Here is a 16,411-nt window from a genome sequence, read left to right as displayed (position 1 = left end):
GAGTGTTTCTGCGCGCCGGTCAGGGGCCGGGCGGTTCGAACTTCATCGGCTTGCGGGGCAGGCTCATCCGGCGGCACGCCGATAGGCGTCCAGCACAAGGCCGTGGAAATGATGCACGGCATGTTCCGACTTGCCCGACCCGTCGGGATCGTTGACAATCCGTCCCTGCGCAAAGGCGGGCGTGTTCATGCCCCGCTGAACGCTTTCGACAAGGTTGATGTCCTCGACCTGCAAGACCTCGTCGAGATAGCGGATGGTTTCCAATTCTGCCTCGTTCGGGGTCTTTTCCTCGAGGAAGAAGTCATAGGTTTCCAGCGTGCGGTCCGGTCCGGCAGGGATGATGTTCAGGATGATCATCGAGGACCGCCCCGGATACCGCATGATGCAGGTGTTGGGCCACAGCCACCAGACAGCATGCGTGCGCACCGTGGCGTTGCTCACGTCATAGGCGCTGTTTGCGGTATTGCCCGCGTCCGCCATGTGGCTGGAATAGATGCCATGCGTGGTCACCTTGTAGGTGTCCATGTCGACCAGTTCGCAAAAATCCTTGTGCGCGGTCGGGCAGTGGTAACATTCAAGGAAATTGTCGACCACGTTCTTCCAGTTGGACTTGATGTCATAGGTCAACCGGTGGGCAAAGGTCAGATCCTCGATATCCGGCGCCCAATGCTTGATCTCGGTCGCCAGATCGCCCGACAGCTCGGCCAGCGAGGCCGCGGCGGGATCGAGATTAACGTAGATAAAGCCGCAGAATTCTTCGACCTGCACCGTGTCGAGGCAAATTTCCTTTGTTTCAAAATTGCTTAGCGTTTCGGTATGCGGCGCGCGGATCAGCTGACCATCCAGCTTGTAAACCCATGCGTGGTAGGGGCACATGATCCGCGAGGTTTCCCCCTCGCCTGACAAAAGCTCGTGCGCGCGGTGTTTGCAGACGTTGTAAAAGGCGCGCAATACTCCGTCACGGTCGCGCACCACGGCAATCGGCTGACCGGCAACGTCGATGGTCACATAGCTGCCCGGCGTTCGCAGCTTTTCGACGTGGCAAACCCATTGCCACGTCTTGCCGATGATCTCTTTGACATCGACATCATGCCACAACTGGTCGGTATAGGCCTCGGCCCGCAGCGACAGCGAGCTAGAGGGATCCTTGTGATAACCCTTTGAAATATCGTCGAACTGCTGGGCGGTGGGATGTTCGGTCATGGAGAGCCTCGCGTCAGATTCCAACATGGCCGAAAAGCTCGGCTTGGGAACAGAATTGCGAGATTCCCGGCCGCACAATGTGCGCAGTTGGCCGTCAACTTGACTATTCTGGCCGCGCCTGCGCGTCTTTCTTGGTGCGATGCATCGGCCAGGCGCGGAATTCGAAGGGCACGCGCCCCTCGATCCGGTCGCTGCGCGGCGACAGACCAAAGCGTTCGCGATACGCGCGGCTGAAATGCACCTGACTTGAAAAACCAGAGGCGACCGCCACCTCGACCAGCGGCATTTCCGTCTGCGTCACAAGCCCGCGCGCCCGGTCCAGCCGGATGTCGCGGTAATACAGGGTGGGCGTTTTCTTGACGTAGCGCGCAAAGAGCCGGTTCAGCTGTCGCTGCGACAGACGGATCGACTCGCAGATTTCGGGAATGCTCAGTGGCGCTTCGAGGTTCTCTTCCATCAGACGGATCGCCCGTTTGACCGCGCTGGGGGCCAGTTGCCCCATGGGTTCGGCCAGACCCGGGCTTTGCATGGCTCCCTGCGGGCGCACGTTCTGGTGAAAGACATAGCGCGCGGCGGCATTGGCCAGCGCATCGCCGTGCGTGCCCTTGATGATATGCAGCGCAAAATCCACCGAGGCCGCGCCCCCGCAACAGGTGATCCGCGTGCCGTCAAAAACGAACAGTTCCTCGCTGACCGTGACATTGGGGTACAGTTCCTGCATGGCGTCGATATGTTCGTAATGCACTGTCGCCCGGCGGTTCTTGAGCAAACCCGCCTCGGCCAGAATAAAGGCACCGGTATCCAGCCCGCCCATCGTTGCCCCCTGCCCGGCCCATCGCCACAGAGAGGTGTGCAGAGGGCTGGACTTGTAGGCCTCGGGTGTCCAACTGGACGAAACGATCACGAAATCGCGGTTGCCCTGCTGCACCTCGGCCAAGGGCAGCGTGTCGATGGTCATACCGTTACTGGCAATGCAGGCCCCACCTCTGAGCGAGGCAATCTGCCAGCGAAACCGGCTCCGCCCTTCAAGGTAATTCGCCGCGCGAAACGGGTCGATGAACCCGACGGTGGCCGCCATGTTGAAATGCGGTGTCACAAGGACCAGCAGCGAAAGCGCATCGGGTTCTGAAGGTGCCATGACCTACCTTGTTGCTGCGCGACAAAGCCCGTCAAGCGCCTCTGTGTGCGTCCAAGGGCCGATTGCCCGCCCTTCACACCGCGTCCCGCCCCCGCCGTACGCTGAAGAATGCCGGCGACGTGGGCGGATAACGCGCTCCTTGCCCGCACGCGGAATTGAACTCGACTGTTCAGGTGCCTAGGTTCAGAGAAAAGGCGCAAGCCGCCACAATTGGAGCCTGCCGAAATGCCCAGTGACCCCCAGTACCAGTTTTCCGAATCCACAGGCAGCCAGATGGTTAAGGCACTGCGGCGCGGACGCAAGATCCTGATGTGGACAGGTATCCTCATGGCGGTGGCCGGGCTGCTTGCGGTGCTGTTTCCCATGGTCAGCACCTTGGCGGTGGAATTCTGGATCGGCGCCATGTTGCTATTTGCCGGGATCGTCACCCTGCTGGGATCCTTTTCGATGCAGGGCACCGGATCGTTTTTCGGCAGCGCGGTCTGGGGCCTGTTGTCCATCGCCGCCGGCGCATTTCTCTTGTTCGATCCGGCTGGTGCCGCCGTGGTGCTGACACTGTTGATCGCGGTGCTTTTCCTGCTGCACGGCGCGTTCGAAGCGACGCTTGCACTGGCCCTGCGGCCAGCCAACGGCTGGGGTTGGATGATGCTGTCGGCGATCTTTGCCACTGCCGTCGGGTTCTTGGTGATCGCCGGCGTGGCCGAGGCCTCGCCGGTGCTGCTGGGCCTGCTGGTCGGTGTCAATTTCCTGTCGACCGGGATCGCGCTGATCGTCCTTGCCCGACGTCTGGAACCCATGGCGTGACAGACCCGCGGCGTGGCGGCGCCGACCAAGTTTGATGCCTCACCGCTTGATCGGTGAGCCGTTTGGGCAGACAGTGCCCGGCAGTGTGCAGAGTAACCGGGAGGCATGTTATGGAAGCAAGAGTAGTGGATGATGACCAAGGCCGCCGTCATGTTCACGACGCCTGTCTTGAACCTTGCGCCATTGAACGCGGCATGCGGATCATTGGCGGCAAATGGACCGGTTCGATCCTCTGGCACCTCAAGGACGGGCCTGTGCGTTTCAACGATCTGTCGCGCATGATCGGCGGCGCGTCCAAGAAGATGATCACCGAACGCCTGCGCCAACTTGAGGCGCAGGGCCTTGTGACCCGTCAGGTCATGGATACCGCCCCTGTTTCAGTTCAATATGAGATAACGGAGTTTGGCCGCACCGCTCTGGGGTTTCTCGACGAACTGCGGAAATGGAGCGAAAGCCTGCCCGAACGGCTGGCCAAAGTCTGATCCCCCGCGAAGGGGGTGTCACTGCATTGACATGCTCGGTGACTAGAGATGCCCGGCAAGGCGGGTCACCGCCTTGGCCATCGAACCATCAGGCCATTGAAATGACGACATCCCCAATCGCGCCGCTCGGGCGGTTCATTGACCGGGCGTGGATGGCCATCGGTCTGGACTTCGGCGGTTTTGCCCGCCGCAATCCGGTGTTGGCGCAGCGGCTGGGGATCTGCTGTCTCGCCGTTGGCCAGACCATCGGATACGCTGGGCTTTACTATGTGTTTGGCGCGCTTCTGCTTGCATGGGAAACCGGCCTGACATGGGGCAAGGAATGGCTGACCTTTGCCTTTATGGCCGCCGTTCTGACCGGAGCCGCAGCCGCCCCGGTGGGTGGACGGCTGATCGACCGGGGGCTGGGGCGCTGGGTTCTCAGCGGTGGCATGGCCATGGGCGCGCTGGGGTTGGTCGCGCTCGGTTTTGTCGACCGCTATGCCGGTTTTTTCCTTTGCTGGCTGGTCATCGGCGCAGCGCAAGGCGCAAGCCTGTACGAACCCTGTTTCGCCTTCGTGACACGCACCACCGGCGACGCCGCCACGCGCAATATCACCCTGATCACGCTGGTTGCCGGTTTTGCCTCGACGCTGGCCTTTCCCTCGGGCGCCTTTCTGGCCGAGGCCGTTGGCTGGCGCGATGCGGTCTGGATTTTTTCCGCCGCGGTTGGGCTGATCGGTGTGCCGATGTTATACGCGGGCGCGACGATGATCGAATGCTGCCCCGAAGACAGGCGAACACCGGAAAGCGTGGCGCAAGACCGCGAGGCCTTTCGCAGCGCCCGCAGACGCCCGGAATTCTGGCTGCTGTTCCTCGCCTTCCCATTGATCGGCCTGACCGAAGGTCTGGTTCTGGCGCATATCATCCCGATCCTGACCGACGCTGGTCTCAGCCTGACACAGGCGGTCACGGCCTCGGCGCTTTTTGGTCCGATGCAGGTGGCCGGTCGCTTGGCCATGATGCTGCTGGGGCGGCGTGTCAGCCCCATCGCCATGGCCGCAATGGCCTTTGTCGGGGTGTTGATGGCGGTCCTGCTGCTGATGCAGACCACGAATGTGCCTGCGGCGGCCTATGCTTTTTCGCTGGTTTTCGGGGCCAGCTACGGGCTGATCAGCATCCTCAAACCCGTCGTGACAGCCCAGGTGCTGGGGCGGCGTGCCTTTGGCGCGATTTCGGGGTTCATGGCGGTGCCGTTTCTTGTGGCTCTGGCCACGTCGCCACAGGTCGGGGCCGCCCTTTGGCGGATCGGCGGCTATGACCTTGCGCTGATCGTTGCCGCCGGGATCGCCGCCCTTGCACTTGTGGCCCTCACCGCGCTGATCCTGCGGTTGAAGGCCCTTGATCAAGGGCAGCGCCCGGATGCGCCTTAGGCGCGGTCCGTGTCGGGCAACATGACAAAGATCAGCACCCCGAGGATAGAAACGTAAAAGCGGAAGGCGGCCTGCTGACCGTTCCAGATACTGGACTGCCACATCAGGAACCATTCGCCGCCGACGGCCATGAAGCCGACGAACCAGACAAGGAAGCCAAGCGTACAGCCAAGTGCGGCCATGCCCTTGCGCGCGTCGAACTCCGCTCCCGACGCATTCAGCGCCCCCAATAGGCGCACCGCGCCGACGAGAAGCGCAAGGCAGGTCAGCCCTTCGCCCGCGATGATCAGCCAATACCCGGCGTGCCACGCCCATTCGGCGGTGATGGCGCGGTACATTCCGGCATTGTCGGGAAAAGTCGTGTCCATGGACAGGACATGTTTGACGAACTCGAAATTCGAGCCGTAATCGGTCACGTTGTTAAAGGTTACAAGGAATGCGAAAAGCGAAAGCGCAAGCAGCATCGCGATTTTGCAAAGGCGGACAAGCATGACGGAAGATCTCCGGTTTGGGGTAATCGTGAACCTGACGTCCGCAGCGCAGACGAAACTTGGTGAAGACAGATTCGACGCGGACCCTATCACTCTGAATTTGCTGCGCAATGTTCATCTTGGCGATACAATCGCATTGCCAGACGGCACCCGTTTGCGGGTCTTGCGCCGGGTCTGGCGGCTGGATGCGGAACCGCCGCACCTGCAAATTGAACTGGATTGGCCTGCGCGGGGCTAACACGCGCCAGCCCTCAGGTTCTGGCGGCGATGACTTCCTCCAGCCATTCCAGAAAGACCGCAAGCCGACGTAACCCGGATGCGCGGGTCAGATACAGGGCAGTGATTTCCAGCGGTTCGGCCTGCAAGCGATCGGGAAACAGCGACACCAGCCGCCCCGCCGCAAGATCATCGGCAACCATGAAATCGGAAAACCGCGCGATGCCCAGACCGCCCAGAACCAGCCTGCGGACCGCCTCGCCATTGGTGGCGGCGACAGAGCTTCGGGGCCGCACCGGCTCTTCCATGCCATCGAAACGCAGATCGTTGATATGTTCGGGCGCGGCGAAACGGACCTGTTCCAAATCCGCCAGATCCTCGGGGCGCTGCGGAACACCATTGCGTTCAAGATAGTCCGGCGCAGCGACCAGCGTCCATGCGGACTGCCCCAGCCTGCGCCGCAACATGCCGCTGTCCCGTAGCGGGCCAAACCGGATCGCAACGTCTGCGTGACTGCCAAAAAGGTCGATCACCTCGTCGTTCATATCCAGCGTAAGCGAGATCTCGGGGTAGCGCCTGTGGAACTCGCACAGCGTGGGCGCAATGCGATGCAGCACGAAAGGCACCGGCGCATCCACCCGCAAGGGACCCCGCGGTGCCCGCCCCTGCTCGGCCAGTTCCGACAACGCTTCGGCGCGGGCCACGATTTCACGCGCAGCCTGCATCAGGTCGCGCCCTTCGGGCGTCAGTTCGATGGCCCGCGTGCTGCGCCGCAACAGCGTTATGCCCAGTTCCGTTTCCAACCGCGACACCGTCCGGCTCAATGTCGATGGCGCGCTGTTCAGAAAGCGCCCCGCCTCGGCAAAGCCGCCATGGTCGATCACCGCAAGGAAGACGGCAAGATCACGGGTCTGGGGCAATTCGTGCATTTGACGCAAAGCTCTTTTGATAATCCGTCTGTTCACGCAAAGACTATCCCGGTGCATCTCTCCGGTCGAGACTGAAACCCACCCCGGGAGATTCCCAATGCCCCTCGCACTCTGGGCGCTGACCATCAGCGCTTTTGCCGTCGGAACGACCGAGTTCGTTATCGTCGGCCTAATCCCCACAATCGCCGCCGATCTTGGCGTGTCGCTGCCCTCGGCTGGCCTGTTGGTCAGCGTCTACGCGCTTGGTGTAACCATCGGTGCACCCGTGCTGACGGCCCTTGCAGGCAACATGCCACGCAAGCGCCTGTTGCTGGCCCTTTTGGCCCTGTTCCTAATCGGCAATACCTTTGCCGCCTTCGCGCCCGGCTATGACAGCCTGCTGGCGGCACGGTTCATCACCGGCCTTGCCCATGGCGTATTCTTTGCCATTGCCTCGACAATCGCCACCGATCTTGTCGACCGCGAAAAAGAAAGCTCGGCCATCGCGCTGGTGTTCATGGGCCTGACTGTCGCCCTTGTGACCGGCGTTCCGCTGGGCACGTGGATCGGGCAAAGCTTTGGCTGGCAGTCCACCTTCCTTGGCGTCGTTGCGCTTGGCCTGATCGGGCTGATCTCTTCGGCCATTCTGGTGCCAAAGAACCTGCGGCAGGGCGAAGCCCCGTCGCTGCGCGCCCAGGCGCAGGTTCTGACGTCGCCGCGCCTGTTGCTGGTCTACCTGATCACCGCGGTCGGTTATGGCGGCAACTTCATCGCCTTCACCTTCCTTGCGCCGATGCTGGAAGACATCACCAACCTGTCGACCACCGCCGTCAGCGTTGTGATCCTTGTCTATGGTGTCTCTGTTGCTGCGGGCAATATCCTTGGCGGCAAACTGGCGGATCGTGTCGGCCCGGTGCGTTCGCTGACCGTCATCTTTGCCGGGCTTGCGGTGATGTTGGTGGCGCTTGGCTTTGCCCTGCCGCAGCCCGTGGCCGCCATTGCCGTCGTCGGTCTTTGGGGTGGCTTCGCCTTTGCCAACGTGCCCCCGCTGCAATCCTACGTGGTGCAGATCGCCCGTGAAGTGGCCCCGGGTGCCGTCGATGTCGCCTCGGGCCTGAACATCGGTGCCTTCAACCTTGGGATCGCACTTGGCGCATGGGCCGGCGGGTTGGTCGTTGCCGGAATGGGCCTTGGTGCCGCCCCCTTTGTCGGCGCGCTCGTGGTGGCCCTTGGCATCGTGCTGGTGCGTGTGTCCGGGCAGCTGGACAGAGGCACGCGCCGCGCGGCCCCTGCCGAATGACGTTACGGAACGGCGCAACCTATGCGCCGTTCCGCTCATTTCCTCCCTGTGACCAAACTGGAGACTGACATGCCCATCCGCACGATCGGACCCGCCAAAATCCCCAACCTTGGCCTTGGCACCTTTCGGATGCCCGCCGGGGACACCCGTGACATCGTCGCCGCGGCGCTGGCCGAAGGGTATCGCCATATCGACACCGCACAGGCCTATGAGAACGAGGCAGAGGTCGGCGAAGGCCTGCGCGCCTCTGGCACCCCGCGCGAACAGGTCTTTGTCACCACCAAGATCCTGCCCCGCGATTTTGCCGCCGCCGATTTCCGGGCCGCCGCCGAAAAATCGCTGAAGACATTGAACACCGACTATATCGACCTGCTGCTGTTGCACTGGCCGTCACGGGATGTTCCGCTGTCGGAAACCCTGCCGGTGCTGGACGCCCTGATTGCCGAGGGCAAGGTTCGTTTTGGCGGCGTGTCCAATTTCACCATCAAACAGGTGGCAGAGACGGAATCGATCCTTTCGGCCCCCGTCGCCGCCAATCAGGTCGAGTTGCATCCGTTCATCGACCAGTCAAAGCTGCTGGCGCACCTTGAATCTCGCGGCATCCCGTTCGAGGCCTATTCGCCACTGGCGCAGGGCAAAGTGATGAAAGACCCCGTTCTGCAAGAGATCGCGGACACGCATGGGGCCTCGCCCGCGGCCATCGCGGTCGCATGGTTGCTGCAAAAGCCGAATGGCGTTGCGATCCCCAAGACGGCCACCAAATCGCGGCTGGCCGGGAACCTCGCAGCGGCAGAACTGACCCTGACCACAGACGAGGTTGCGCGGATCGACACGCTGGCCGGACCGGATGGGCGGATCGTGTCGCCCGACAGCCTCGCGCCGGACTGGGATTGATCGCGCTGCGCGAACGGGGCCGCACCGCCCGTGGTGGCGCGTCGCCTTTCGTTCAGTGACTGGTGGCAAGGGGCAGGCGCAGCGAAATGCGCGCGCCTTCCCCGGCCTCTTCGATCCGAACCTCGCCCCCATGCAGCCGCGCCACCTGATCGACGATGGCAAGCCCCAGCCCGCTGCCATTTCCAGGCTGCAATTGACCAAAGCGGCTGAAGGCCAGCGCGGCCTTGTCCGGCGGCAACCCCTTGCCGTCATCGCTTACGGTGATCCTCACCCCCGGCTCCGCGGCCACAACCTCGACGGCGATACGCGACAGGCCGGAGCCCCCGTGGCGCAGCGCATTGTCCACCAGGTTGCCCAGCGCCTCGGCCAGCAGAACCTCATCGCCCCGGACCAACAGCGGCAGCGGCGCACCGGAATAGGAAAAATCCACGTCCTGAGCCAGCACACGCGGGGCAAGTTCCGCGCAGGTCGTTTCGGACATGGCCACCACATCAAATTCGGTTTCCGGCATGGAATAGCCATGGCGCAACCGTTCAAGCGACAACAACTGCTGCGCCAGATGCGCCGATTTTCGCGCCGCGCCGATCAGTTCGGCCTCACGGCGGCGGCGTTCATCCGGGTCGCTGACCCCGGGCAGGCTTTCAGCCAGCGAAAGGATCGCCGAAGCGGGATTGCGCAATTGGTGCGCGGCATCCGAAATAAAGGCCTGATGCGACTGGATGCTGGCCTCGACCTGCCCCAACAGGCGGTTGAGGGTGGATACGATGCCCCGCGCCTCGACCGGGACGGCGCGGCGAATACGCGCCAGGTCGTCCGGTGTCCGCTGTTCGATGGCATCCTGCAAATCCAGCAGCGGACGCAGCCCCCAATCGACGCCGAACCAGACCACGATCGCCAGTGCAACGATCAGCCCGGCGATCAGCAGCATGGCCCGCCGCGCCAGTTCCGAAGCAAAGGCATGGCGGTCTGACACCCGCTGCCAGACCGTCACCACGCTTTGCCCCGTCAGGTTGCCAATGGTCGTTGTCTCGGACATTCGCAACAGGCGCACCGCTTCGCCGCGATAGTCAGCCACCCGGTATTCGGGCACGCCCGGCAGGTTGTCGAACTGGCCCACCGGCGGATAGGCGTACCCCGTTACATAGACGCCCCCCGGCCCGGTCACGTGGTAAAAGACCTCTCCCCCGCCGGCCTCGGAGATCAGCTTGCGCGTTCGGGGGGACAAAGCATCGCCTTCGGAAATCGCCACATCACGGGAAATGGCAAGCGCCGCCGACAAGAGCCCCCGGTCAAACAGTTCTTCGGCAGTGGCCTGCGCCACCTGATAGCGCCAGATCCCCAACAGCACGGCCACGAAAAGCAGCGGCGTGACAATCAGCGCGAACAGTCGCAACCGCAGCGAAGGCGTGCGTTCGGTCACCCGTCGGTCTCCAGCATATAGCCCAGACCGCGCGCCGTCTTGATCCGGATGCCATGCGGTTCGATCCTGCGCCGCAGGCGGGACACATGCGGTTCCACCGCGCTGTCATCCACGTCCGCCCCGGTGCCATAGACATGCGCCGTCAACTGCGCCTTGGACACGATGCGCCCGCGTCGTTCGACAAGGCATTCCAATACGGCGATCTCGCGACGGGGAACCTCCAGCGGCTGGTCATCCGCCATCAATTGCCGACTGGTCCGGTCAAAGACGAGAGCGCCCAGTTGATCGCGCGCGGAAAAGACCAGATCCTTGCGTCGCGCCAGCGCGCGCAGGCGAGCCTCCAGTTCGTCCATGTCAAAGGGTTTGGTCAGGTAGTCATCCGCACCGCTGTCCAGCCCGGCAACCCGGTCCTGCGTATCGCCGCGCGCGGTCAACAGGATCACCGGCGTGCCATCGCCTGCCTTGCGCAGCCCGCGCAGCACCGCCAGACCGTCCCGCCCCGGCAGGTTGATGTCCAGCACCACGATGTCCGCACCCTCACGCGCAAGGAAATCCGCCGCCTCTGCCCCGTCGTGCAGAACGTCCACCGAATGGCCACGATCCCGCAACCTGAAGGCGATCCCGTTGGCCAGTTCCACGTTGTCTTCGACGACTGCTATACGCATGGTCAGTTTTTCTCCCGACTGCGCAAGTTTCACGCAAGGTTGAAACGGCAGGTTAACCGCCGTTGGAGGAGGGATTCGTTCCCTGAAGAATACGCAAACGCATCGGCGGGGACAGACCCGCCCGATCCATAAGGTCTATGGGAGGACACCAATGACCATCAAGCATCTTGCAAACTCCGTTGCCGCACTTGCCCTGATGGCCGCGCCCGCGCTGGCCGAGGTCGATTTTTCCGGCAAGACCATCGAGTGGGTGATCCCCTTCTCGGAAACCGGCGGGTCGGCCAAATGGGCCAACTTCTTTGGTCCGCTGCTGGCAGAGGAACTGCCGGGCAACCCGACCGTCGTGGTCAAGTTCATGCCGGGCGCAGGTTCGACCAAGGGCGCAAACTGGTTCCAGAACCAGAAACACGACGACGGCACGCTGCTGTTCGGCACCTCGGGTTCGACCCAGTTCCCCTATCTACTGGATGATCCGCGCGTCCGCTACGAATACAGCGACTGGACCCCGGTCATGGCATCGGGCACCGGCGGCGTGGCCTACCTGAACCCCGAGGATGGCGCAAAGTTCGACGGCTCGGCCAACGGTCTGAAGGACATCGACTTCATCTACGGCTCGCAGGGCGCAACCCGTCTGGACCTTGTTCCGCTGCTGGCATGGGAAATGCTGGGCATGAACGTCGAGCCGGTCTTTGGCATCAAGGGTCGCGGTGACGGCCGCCTGATGTTCGAACGCGGCGAAGCGACCATCGACTACCAGACCTCGTCCGCCTATCTGGGCGCGGCATCGGAACTGGTGGCTCAGGGCAAGGCCGTGCCGATGATGACCTGGGGCGCGCTGAACGACGACGGCGACATCGTCCGCGACCCGACCTTCCCTGACATCCCGACCTTCAAGGAAGTCTGCGAGGCCACCGAGGGCTGCGAAACCAGCGGTGAGGCATGGGACGCATGGAAAGCCTTCTTCATCTCCGGTTTCCCGGTGCAAAAGATCGCCTTCCTGCCCGGCGACACGCCGCAGGAATACGTCGACGCCTACACCGCTGCCTTTGACGCCGTACGCAAGCGCGACGATTTTGCCACCATCGCGGCCAAGCGTGTGGGCAAATACGATGTCTTCGTCGGTGAAGGCGCGAAAAAGGCCACCGTGGCCGGCACCTCGGTGTCGCCCGAAGCCAAGGCCTTTGTCGTGAACTGGCTGCAAGAAGCCTACGGCGTCACGCTGAAATAAGCGTGACCACCTGCGGCCTCGGGCATCCCCCGGGGCCGTTTTCCTTTTCACCATCCTGAAAATTAGGGGGCTGCGATGGATGCTATCGCGACCGCCCTGCCCGCACTTGGCGAGGCATGGGCGCTGATCCTGCAACCAATCGTCCTGGGCTATCTTGTCCTTGGCGTCGTCATGGGCCTGGCCGTGGGTGTCTTTCCCGGTCTGGGCGGAATTGCCGGGCTTTCGCTGCTTTTGCCTTTCATGTTCGGGATGGATCCTGTTCTGGGTCTTGCGTTGATGATCGGCATGGTGGCCGTGGTCCCGACCTCGGATACCTTTGCCTCGGTCCTGATGGGGATTCCCGGTTCCTCCGCGTCGCAGGCGACCGTGCTGGACGGCTTTCCGCTGGCAAAAAAGGGACAGGCCGCGCGGGCGCTGTCGGCGGCCTTTACCTCGTCGCTGTTCGGCGGGCTGGTGGGCGCGCTGTTCCTGACGCTGTTCATCCTTGTGGCGCGGCCGATCGTTCTGGCTTTCGGCCTGCCCGAAATGCTGATGATCACCGTTCTGGGCCTGTCGATGGTCGCGGTGCTGGCCGGGCGCGTGGCGCTCAAGGGGCTGGCGGCGGCGGGGCTTGGAATGATGATCGGCACCATCGGCGAGGCCGACGCGGGCGGCAGCCTTCGCATGGCAACCTATGACATCCCCTATCTGACCGACGGTCTGAAACTGGTGATCGTGGGCCTTGGCATCTTTGCCGTGCCCGAGATCATCAGCCTGCTGCGGCAGGACCGTTCCATCGCCAAGGATGCCAAGCTGGGCGCCGGTTGGGGCGCGGGCGTCAAGGACTGGGTCGCCAACAAGTGGCTGTCGGTCCGCTGCTCCCTGATCGGCGTTCTTGTCGGCGTGATTCCGGGCCTTGGTGGCTCGGTCGTGGACTGGATCGCCTATGGCCACGCGGTGCAGACCACCAAGGACAAGTCGAATTTCGGCAAAGGCGAGATCCGCGGCGTGATCGGACCGGAAAGCTCGAACAACGCCAAGGAAGGCGGCGGCCTTGTCCCCACCCTGCTGTTCGGTATTCCCGGCTCTGGGTCGATGGCAATCTTTATCGGGGCGATTGCCCTGCTGGGATCCGGCGATATCGAGGTCGGCCCGTCGATGCTGCGCGACAACCTCGACATCACCTATTCGATCGTCTGGCTGCTGGCGCTGGCCAACGTGGTGGGCACCCTGCTGTGCATCGCGGCCTCGGGCGGCATCGCCAAACTGACGACGATCCGGTTCACCTACCTCGCGCCGTTCCTGTTCATGCTGATCTCCTTCGCCGCATTCCAGTCGGGCCAGAACTTCGAAGACCTGCTGGCGCTCTTTGCCATCGGCCTGATCGGTATCTTCCTGCGCCGGTTCGACTGGTCGCGCCCGGCCTTTCTGATCGGTTTCGTGCTGTCCAACCCGGTCGAGAAATTCTCGAACCAGGCGTTCCAGATCGCGTCCTTCCGTTTCCGCAAGTCGTTCGAAGAGGGCATGGATTATATCTTTTCCCCGATCGTGATCGTGCTGATCATCGTCACCGTGGTGTCCGTCGTTCTGGGCATCCGGCAGGCGAAGAGCATCATGGCCGAAGGCGACGTTCAGTCCGGGTCCAAGCGCGCGCCGCTGGTCTTTTTGCTGGTGATCGTGGCCTATCTGGTGGTGGCGCTGGTCAATGCCAACATGATCCCCGACTACAACCTGACGGACAAGATCGTGCCGCTGGTGATTGGCGGGATCGCCCTTGGATGCTGCCTGATCATGCTGGTGCAGATGATGATGCGCCCGGAAACGGACGTGATCTTTGCCGACAAGGAAATTGCCGGTGAGGATGCGGATGCGCCCTATGGGCTGTGGTCGACGCTGGCGTGGTTCGCCGGGCTGATCGCCGCCACATGGTTCGTGGGCTTCATCCTTGCGCTGGTCGGCTTCCTTGTCGCCTTCCTGCGGGTGCGCGCCGGGGCCGGCTGGGCCAAGACGCTGATCCTGACCGCCTGCGGCATCGGTTTCATGTGCCTGATGGCATGGTCGCTGAACCGCGACTTCCCGCCGGGCCTGCTGCAAGCCTATGTCGATCTGCCCTGGCCGTTGAAATGAGCGACCTGCGCCTTCTTGCCCTGCCCGGAGACGGCATCGGCCCCGAGATCACGGCCGCCACCCTGCGCGTCCTGCGTGCGGTCGGCCCGCTGATGTCCCGCCCGGTTCGGGTCAAGGAGGCGCAGATCGGCTTTGCCGCATTGCAGGCAATGGGGACAACGATCCCCGAGCAAATCATCGAGCAGGCAAAAGAGGCGGACGGGGTCATTCTTGGCCCCGTCTCGCACAATGATTACCCGCCGGTGGCGGAAGGCGGGCGCAACCCTTCGGGCGTGCTGCGCGTCGCGCTGGAACTATACGCCAATATCCGGCCCGCGCGGACTTATCCCGGGCTGGAGGCACCTTCGCGGCGCGGTTTCGACCTGCTTGTCGCGCGGGAGAACCTCGAAGGCTTTTACGCCGATCGCAACATGTTCGAAGGCGGCGGCGAGTTTGCGCCCGTCCCCGGCGTGGCGCTGGCCATGCGCAAGATCACCGAAGAAGGCTCGCGCCGGATTGCCATGGCGGCCTTTGCCCTTGCACAGAGGCGCAACAAGCGCGTGACCGCCATCCACAAGGCCAATGTGATGCGTTTGAGCGACGGGCTTTTCCTGCGCGTCTGCCGCGAGATCGCCGCGCAGTTTCCCGATATCACCTATGACGAACTGCTGGTCGATGCCGCCGCCGCCCATCTGGTGCGCCATCCCGACCGGTTCGACGTGCTGCTTTGCACCAATATGTTCGGCGACATCCTCTCGGATCTCGCCTCCGAGCTTTCGGGCGGGCTGGGTCTCGCCGGGTCGCTGAACCATGGCGACAAACATGCCGTCGCACAGGCGCAGCACGGCTCGGCCCCCGATATCGCCGGGCAGGACCGCGCCAATCCGACCTCGTTGATCCTGTCGCTGGCGATGCTTTTGCGCCACCGGGGCGAGGCATGCGCCGCCGACGCCATCGAAACCGCCATCAGCCGCGCGCTGGCCGATCCGGCCACCCGCACCGGCGATCTTGGCGGCGCGCTTGGCACCACCGCCTTCACCCATCAACTCTGCTCAACCATCGAAGAGGCTTTGACATGAGCCAGACCGGCATCCCCTTTGTCTTCATGCGTGGTGGCACCTCGCGCGGGCCCTATTTCAACCGCGCCGATCTGCCCGAGGACCGCGAGACCCTTGCGCAGGTCCTTGTCGCCGCCGTGGGGTCGGGCCACCCGATCAACATCGACGGCATCGGCGGCGGTGTCGCGGTGACAACCAAGGTCGCCATGCTGTCGCGCTCGGACGATGACTGGGCCGATATCGACTATTTCTTTGCGCAGGTTTCGGTTGAGGACCAGTTGGTCGATTTCAAACCGACCTGCGGCAATATCCTCGCCGGTGTCGGTCCCGCCGCCATCGAGATGGGGCTGATCCAGCCCGCAGGCGACGTGACCGAAATCAAGATCCGCGCCGTCAACACCGGCGCAAAGGTTCTGGCAAAGGTCCAGACACCGGGCGGCGAGATCACCTACGACGGCGAGACCGAGATCGCCGGCGTCCCCGGCAGTGCCGCACCTGTTGCGCTGAACTTCATGGGGGTTGTCGGGTCCTCGACAGGGAAATTTCTGCCCACAGGCAACCTGCGGGACCAGATCGACGGGATCGACGTCACCTGCATGGATGTCGCGATGCCCATGGCCATCGCCAAAGCCGAGGATTTCGGCCTGACCGGCCATGAAACCGTGGCCGAGTTGGACGAAGACAAGGCGTTCTTTGCCCGGATGGAGTCCATCCGCCTGAAAGCCGGAGAGCTAATGGGCATGGGCGACGTGTCCAAATCCGTTACCCCAAAGTTCGGCCTGCTGGCGCCTGCCCGCGACGGCGGCACCATCGCCACCCGCTATTTCATGCCGTGGACCACGCATCCCAGCATGGCTGTCACCGGTTCGCAGTGCCTTGCCTCATGCGCATTGACCCCGGGCACCGTTGCGGACGGACTGCTGAACCGGCCCAACGAAAACCCCGCCAATGTGGTGTTGGAACATGCCTCGGGCACCATCGAGGTGCTTGTCGATTACGACACCACCGAGGGGTTTGCGCTGAACTCTGCCGGGCTGTTGCGCACGGCCCGCAAACTGGCCGAGGGCAAGGTGTTCGTGCCCGCCCGCATCTGGAAGGGACTGTGAC

Annotated in this window: 16 protein-coding genes; 10 read left to right on the top strand and 6 right to left on the bottom strand. The window is 63.1% G+C overall.

Annotated elements, in window-relative coordinates; genetic code table 11:
* Window positions 1–63 precede the first annotated feature (63 nt).
* Both KJP30_RS16035 and KJP30_RS16030 read right to left on the bottom strand, forming a co-directional pair.
* Window positions 64–1,203, bottom strand: a complete 1,140-nt coding sequence (locus KJP30_RS16035; RefSeq protein ID WP_218450350.1) for an aromatic ring-hydroxylating oxygenase subunit alpha — start codon at window positions 1,201–1,203, stop codon at window positions 64–66.
* Between the two features lie 103 nt (window positions 1,204–1,306).
* Window positions 1,307–2,341, bottom strand: coding sequence for a GlxA family transcriptional regulator (locus KJP30_RS16030; RefSeq protein WP_218450349.1), 1,035 nt, complete (start codon window positions 2,339–2,341; stop codon window positions 1,307–1,309).
* 225 nt (window positions 2,342–2,566) lie between these two features.
* On the opposite strand from KJP30_RS16030, the gene KJP30_RS16025 reads away from it, so the two are divergent.
* The 3 genes from KJP30_RS16025 to KJP30_RS16015 all read left to right on the top strand — a co-directional run bounded on the left by KJP30_RS16025 (window position 2,567) and on the right by KJP30_RS16015 (window position 5,039).
* The gene (locus KJP30_RS16025; RefSeq protein ID WP_218450348.1) at window positions 2,567–3,145 is read left to right on the top strand and encodes an HdeD family acid-resistance protein; all 579 of its coding nucleotides are present in this window, start codon (window positions 2,567–2,569) and stop codon (window positions 3,143–3,145) included.
* Window positions 3,146–3,255: 110 nt separating this feature from the next.
* Entirely contained in the window at window positions 3,256–3,627 is a 372-nt protein-coding gene (locus KJP30_RS16020) for a winged helix-turn-helix transcriptional regulator (RefSeq protein WP_218450347.1), read from the top strand.
* A 101-nt stretch (window positions 3,628–3,728) separates the two neighbouring features.
* Window positions 3,729–5,039 (top strand): MFS transporter, encoded by a 1,311-nt coding sequence (locus tag KJP30_RS16015; RefSeq protein WP_218450346.1) that lies wholly within the window; start codon window positions 3,729–3,731, stop codon window positions 5,037–5,039.
* On the opposite strand, the gene KJP30_RS16010 is transcribed toward KJP30_RS16015, so the two are convergent.
* Window positions 5,036–5,530, bottom strand: a complete 495-nt coding sequence (locus KJP30_RS16010; RefSeq protein WP_218450345.1) for a DUF2165 family protein — start codon at window positions 5,528–5,530, stop codon at window positions 5,036–5,038. The genes KJP30_RS16015 and KJP30_RS16010 overlap by 4 nt on opposite strands.
* On the opposite strand from KJP30_RS16010, the gene KJP30_RS16005 reads away from it, so the two are divergent.
* Complete coding sequence (locus tag KJP30_RS16005) at window positions 5,529–5,768, top strand: hypothetical protein (RefSeq protein ID WP_218450344.1); 240 nt, start codon at window positions 5,529–5,531, stop codon at window positions 5,766–5,768. The genes KJP30_RS16010 and KJP30_RS16005 overlap by 2 nt on opposite strands.
* A gap of 13 nt (window positions 5,769–5,781) precedes the next feature.
* Here the strand turns inward: KJP30_RS16005 and KJP30_RS16000 are convergent, their stop codons facing one another.
* Entirely contained in the window at window positions 5,782–6,675 is an 894-nt protein-coding gene (locus KJP30_RS16000) for a LysR family transcriptional regulator (RefSeq protein WP_218450343.1), read from the bottom strand.
* A gap of 97 nt (window positions 6,676–6,772) precedes the next feature.
* Here KJP30_RS16000 and KJP30_RS15995 point away from each other — a divergent pair, with 97 nt between their 5' ends.
* Both KJP30_RS15995 and KJP30_RS15990 read left to right on the top strand, forming a co-directional pair.
* The gene (locus KJP30_RS15995) at window positions 6,773–7,954 is read left to right on the top strand and encodes an MFS transporter (protein ID WP_218450342.1); all 1,182 of its coding nucleotides are present in this window, start codon (window positions 6,773–6,775) and stop codon (window positions 7,952–7,954) included.
* A 69-nt stretch (window positions 7,955–8,023) separates the two neighbouring features.
* Entirely contained in the window at window positions 8,024–8,848 is an 825-nt protein-coding gene (locus KJP30_RS15990; protein ID WP_218450341.1) for an aldo/keto reductase, read from the top strand.
* A 52-nt stretch (window positions 8,849–8,900) separates the two neighbouring features.
* Here the strand turns inward: KJP30_RS15990 and KJP30_RS15985 are convergent, their stop codons facing one another.
* The gene (locus tag KJP30_RS15985; protein ID WP_218450340.1) at window positions 8,901–10,268 is read right to left on the bottom strand and encodes a sensor histidine kinase; all 1,368 of its coding nucleotides are present in this window, start codon (window positions 10,266–10,268) and stop codon (window positions 8,901–8,903) included.
* The gene (locus KJP30_RS15980; protein ID WP_218450339.1) at window positions 10,265–10,933 is read right to left on the bottom strand and encodes a response regulator transcription factor; all 669 of its coding nucleotides are present in this window, start codon (window positions 10,931–10,933) and stop codon (window positions 10,265–10,267) included. The genes KJP30_RS15985 and KJP30_RS15980 overlap by 4 nt, the downstream gene beginning before the upstream one ends.
* Before the next feature lie 151 nt (window positions 10,934–11,084).
* On the opposite strand from KJP30_RS15980, the gene KJP30_RS15975 reads away from it, so the two are divergent.
* From KJP30_RS15975 to KJP30_RS15960, 4 genes are all read left to right on the top strand, one after another.
* Window positions 11,085–12,161, top strand: a complete 1,077-nt coding sequence (locus KJP30_RS15975; RefSeq protein ID WP_218450338.1) for a type 2 periplasmic-binding domain-containing protein — start codon at window positions 11,085–11,087, stop codon at window positions 12,159–12,161.
* Between the two features lie 75 nt (window positions 12,162–12,236).
* Window positions 12,237–14,267, top strand: coding sequence for a tripartite tricarboxylate transporter permease (locus KJP30_RS15970; RefSeq protein ID WP_218450337.1), 2,031 nt, complete (start codon window positions 12,237–12,239; stop codon window positions 14,265–14,267).
* Window positions 14,264–15,325 (top strand): isocitrate/isopropylmalate dehydrogenase family protein, encoded by a 1,062-nt coding sequence (locus KJP30_RS15965; RefSeq protein WP_246594582.1) that lies wholly within the window; start codon window positions 14,264–14,266, stop codon window positions 15,323–15,325. The genes KJP30_RS15970 and KJP30_RS15965 overlap by 4 nt, the downstream gene beginning before the upstream one ends.
* Window positions 15,322–16,410: a 4-oxalomesaconate tautomerase gene (locus KJP30_RS15960; RefSeq protein WP_218450336.1), complete on the top strand. Its 1,089-nt coding sequence runs from the start codon at window positions 15,322–15,324 to the stop codon at window positions 16,408–16,410. Before KJP30_RS15965 ends, KJP30_RS15960 begins: the two co-directional genes overlap by 4 nt.
* Window position 16,411: the final 1 nt, after the last annotated feature.

It is taken from the genome of Antarctobacter sediminis (assembly GCF_019218285.1).
Lineage (GTDB): Bacteria > Pseudomonadota > Alphaproteobacteria > Rhodobacterales > Rhodobacteraceae > Antarctobacter > Antarctobacter sediminis.
Note: the sequence above shows the minus strand (reverse complement) of the source record. Positions and strands in the feature narration are given on the sequence as shown.

Coding starts and splice junctions, on each gene's coding strand:
- KJP30_RS16010 (WP_218450345.1), bottom strand. CDS start 5,530: ATGCTTGTCCGCCTTTGCAAAATCGCGATGCTGCTTGCGCTTTCGCTT.
- KJP30_RS16000 (WP_218450343.1), bottom strand. CDS start 6,675: ATGCACGAATTGCCCCAGACCCGTGATCTTGCCGTCTTCCTTGCGGTG.
- KJP30_RS15980 (WP_218450339.1), bottom strand. CDS start 10,933: ATGCGTATAGCAGTCGTCGAAGACAACGTGGAACTGGCCAACGGGATC.
- KJP30_RS16025 (WP_218450348.1), top strand. CDS start 2,567: ATGCCCAGTGACCCCCAGTACCAGTTTTCCGAATCCACAGGCAGCCAG.
- KJP30_RS15960 (WP_218450336.1), top strand. CDS start 15,322: ATGAGCCAGACCGGCATCCCCTTTGTCTTCATGCGTGGTGGCACCTCG.
- KJP30_RS15970 (WP_218450337.1), top strand. CDS start 12,237: ATGGATGCTATCGCGACCGCCCTGCCCGCACTTGGCGAGGCATGGGCG.
- KJP30_RS16015 (WP_218450346.1), top strand. CDS start 3,729: ATGACGACATCCCCAATCGCGCCGCTCGGGCGGTTCATTGACCGGGCG.
- KJP30_RS16030 (WP_218450349.1), bottom strand. CDS start 2,341: ATGGCACCTTCAGAACCCGATGCGCTTTCGCTGCTGGTCCTTGTGACA.
- KJP30_RS16005 (WP_218450344.1), top strand. CDS start 5,529: ATGACGGAAGATCTCCGGTTTGGGGTAATCGTGAACCTGACGTCCGCA.
- KJP30_RS15990 (WP_218450341.1), top strand. CDS start 8,024: ATGCCCATCCGCACGATCGGACCCGCCAAAATCCCCAACCTTGGCCTT.
- KJP30_RS16020 (WP_218450347.1), top strand. CDS start 3,256: ATGGAAGCAAGAGTAGTGGATGATGACCAAGGCCGCCGTCATGTTCAC.
- KJP30_RS15965 (WP_246594582.1), top strand. CDS start 14,264: ATGAGCGACCTGCGCCTTCTTGCCCTGCCCGGAGACGGCATCGGCCCC.
- KJP30_RS16035 (WP_218450350.1), bottom strand. CDS start 1,203: ATGACCGAACATCCCACCGCCCAGCAGTTCGACGATATTTCAAAGGGT.
- KJP30_RS15995 (WP_218450342.1), top strand. CDS start 6,773: ATGCCCCTCGCACTCTGGGCGCTGACCATCAGCGCTTTTGCCGTCGGA.
- KJP30_RS15975 (WP_218450338.1), top strand. CDS start 11,085: ATGACCATCAAGCATCTTGCAAACTCCGTTGCCGCACTTGCCCTGATG.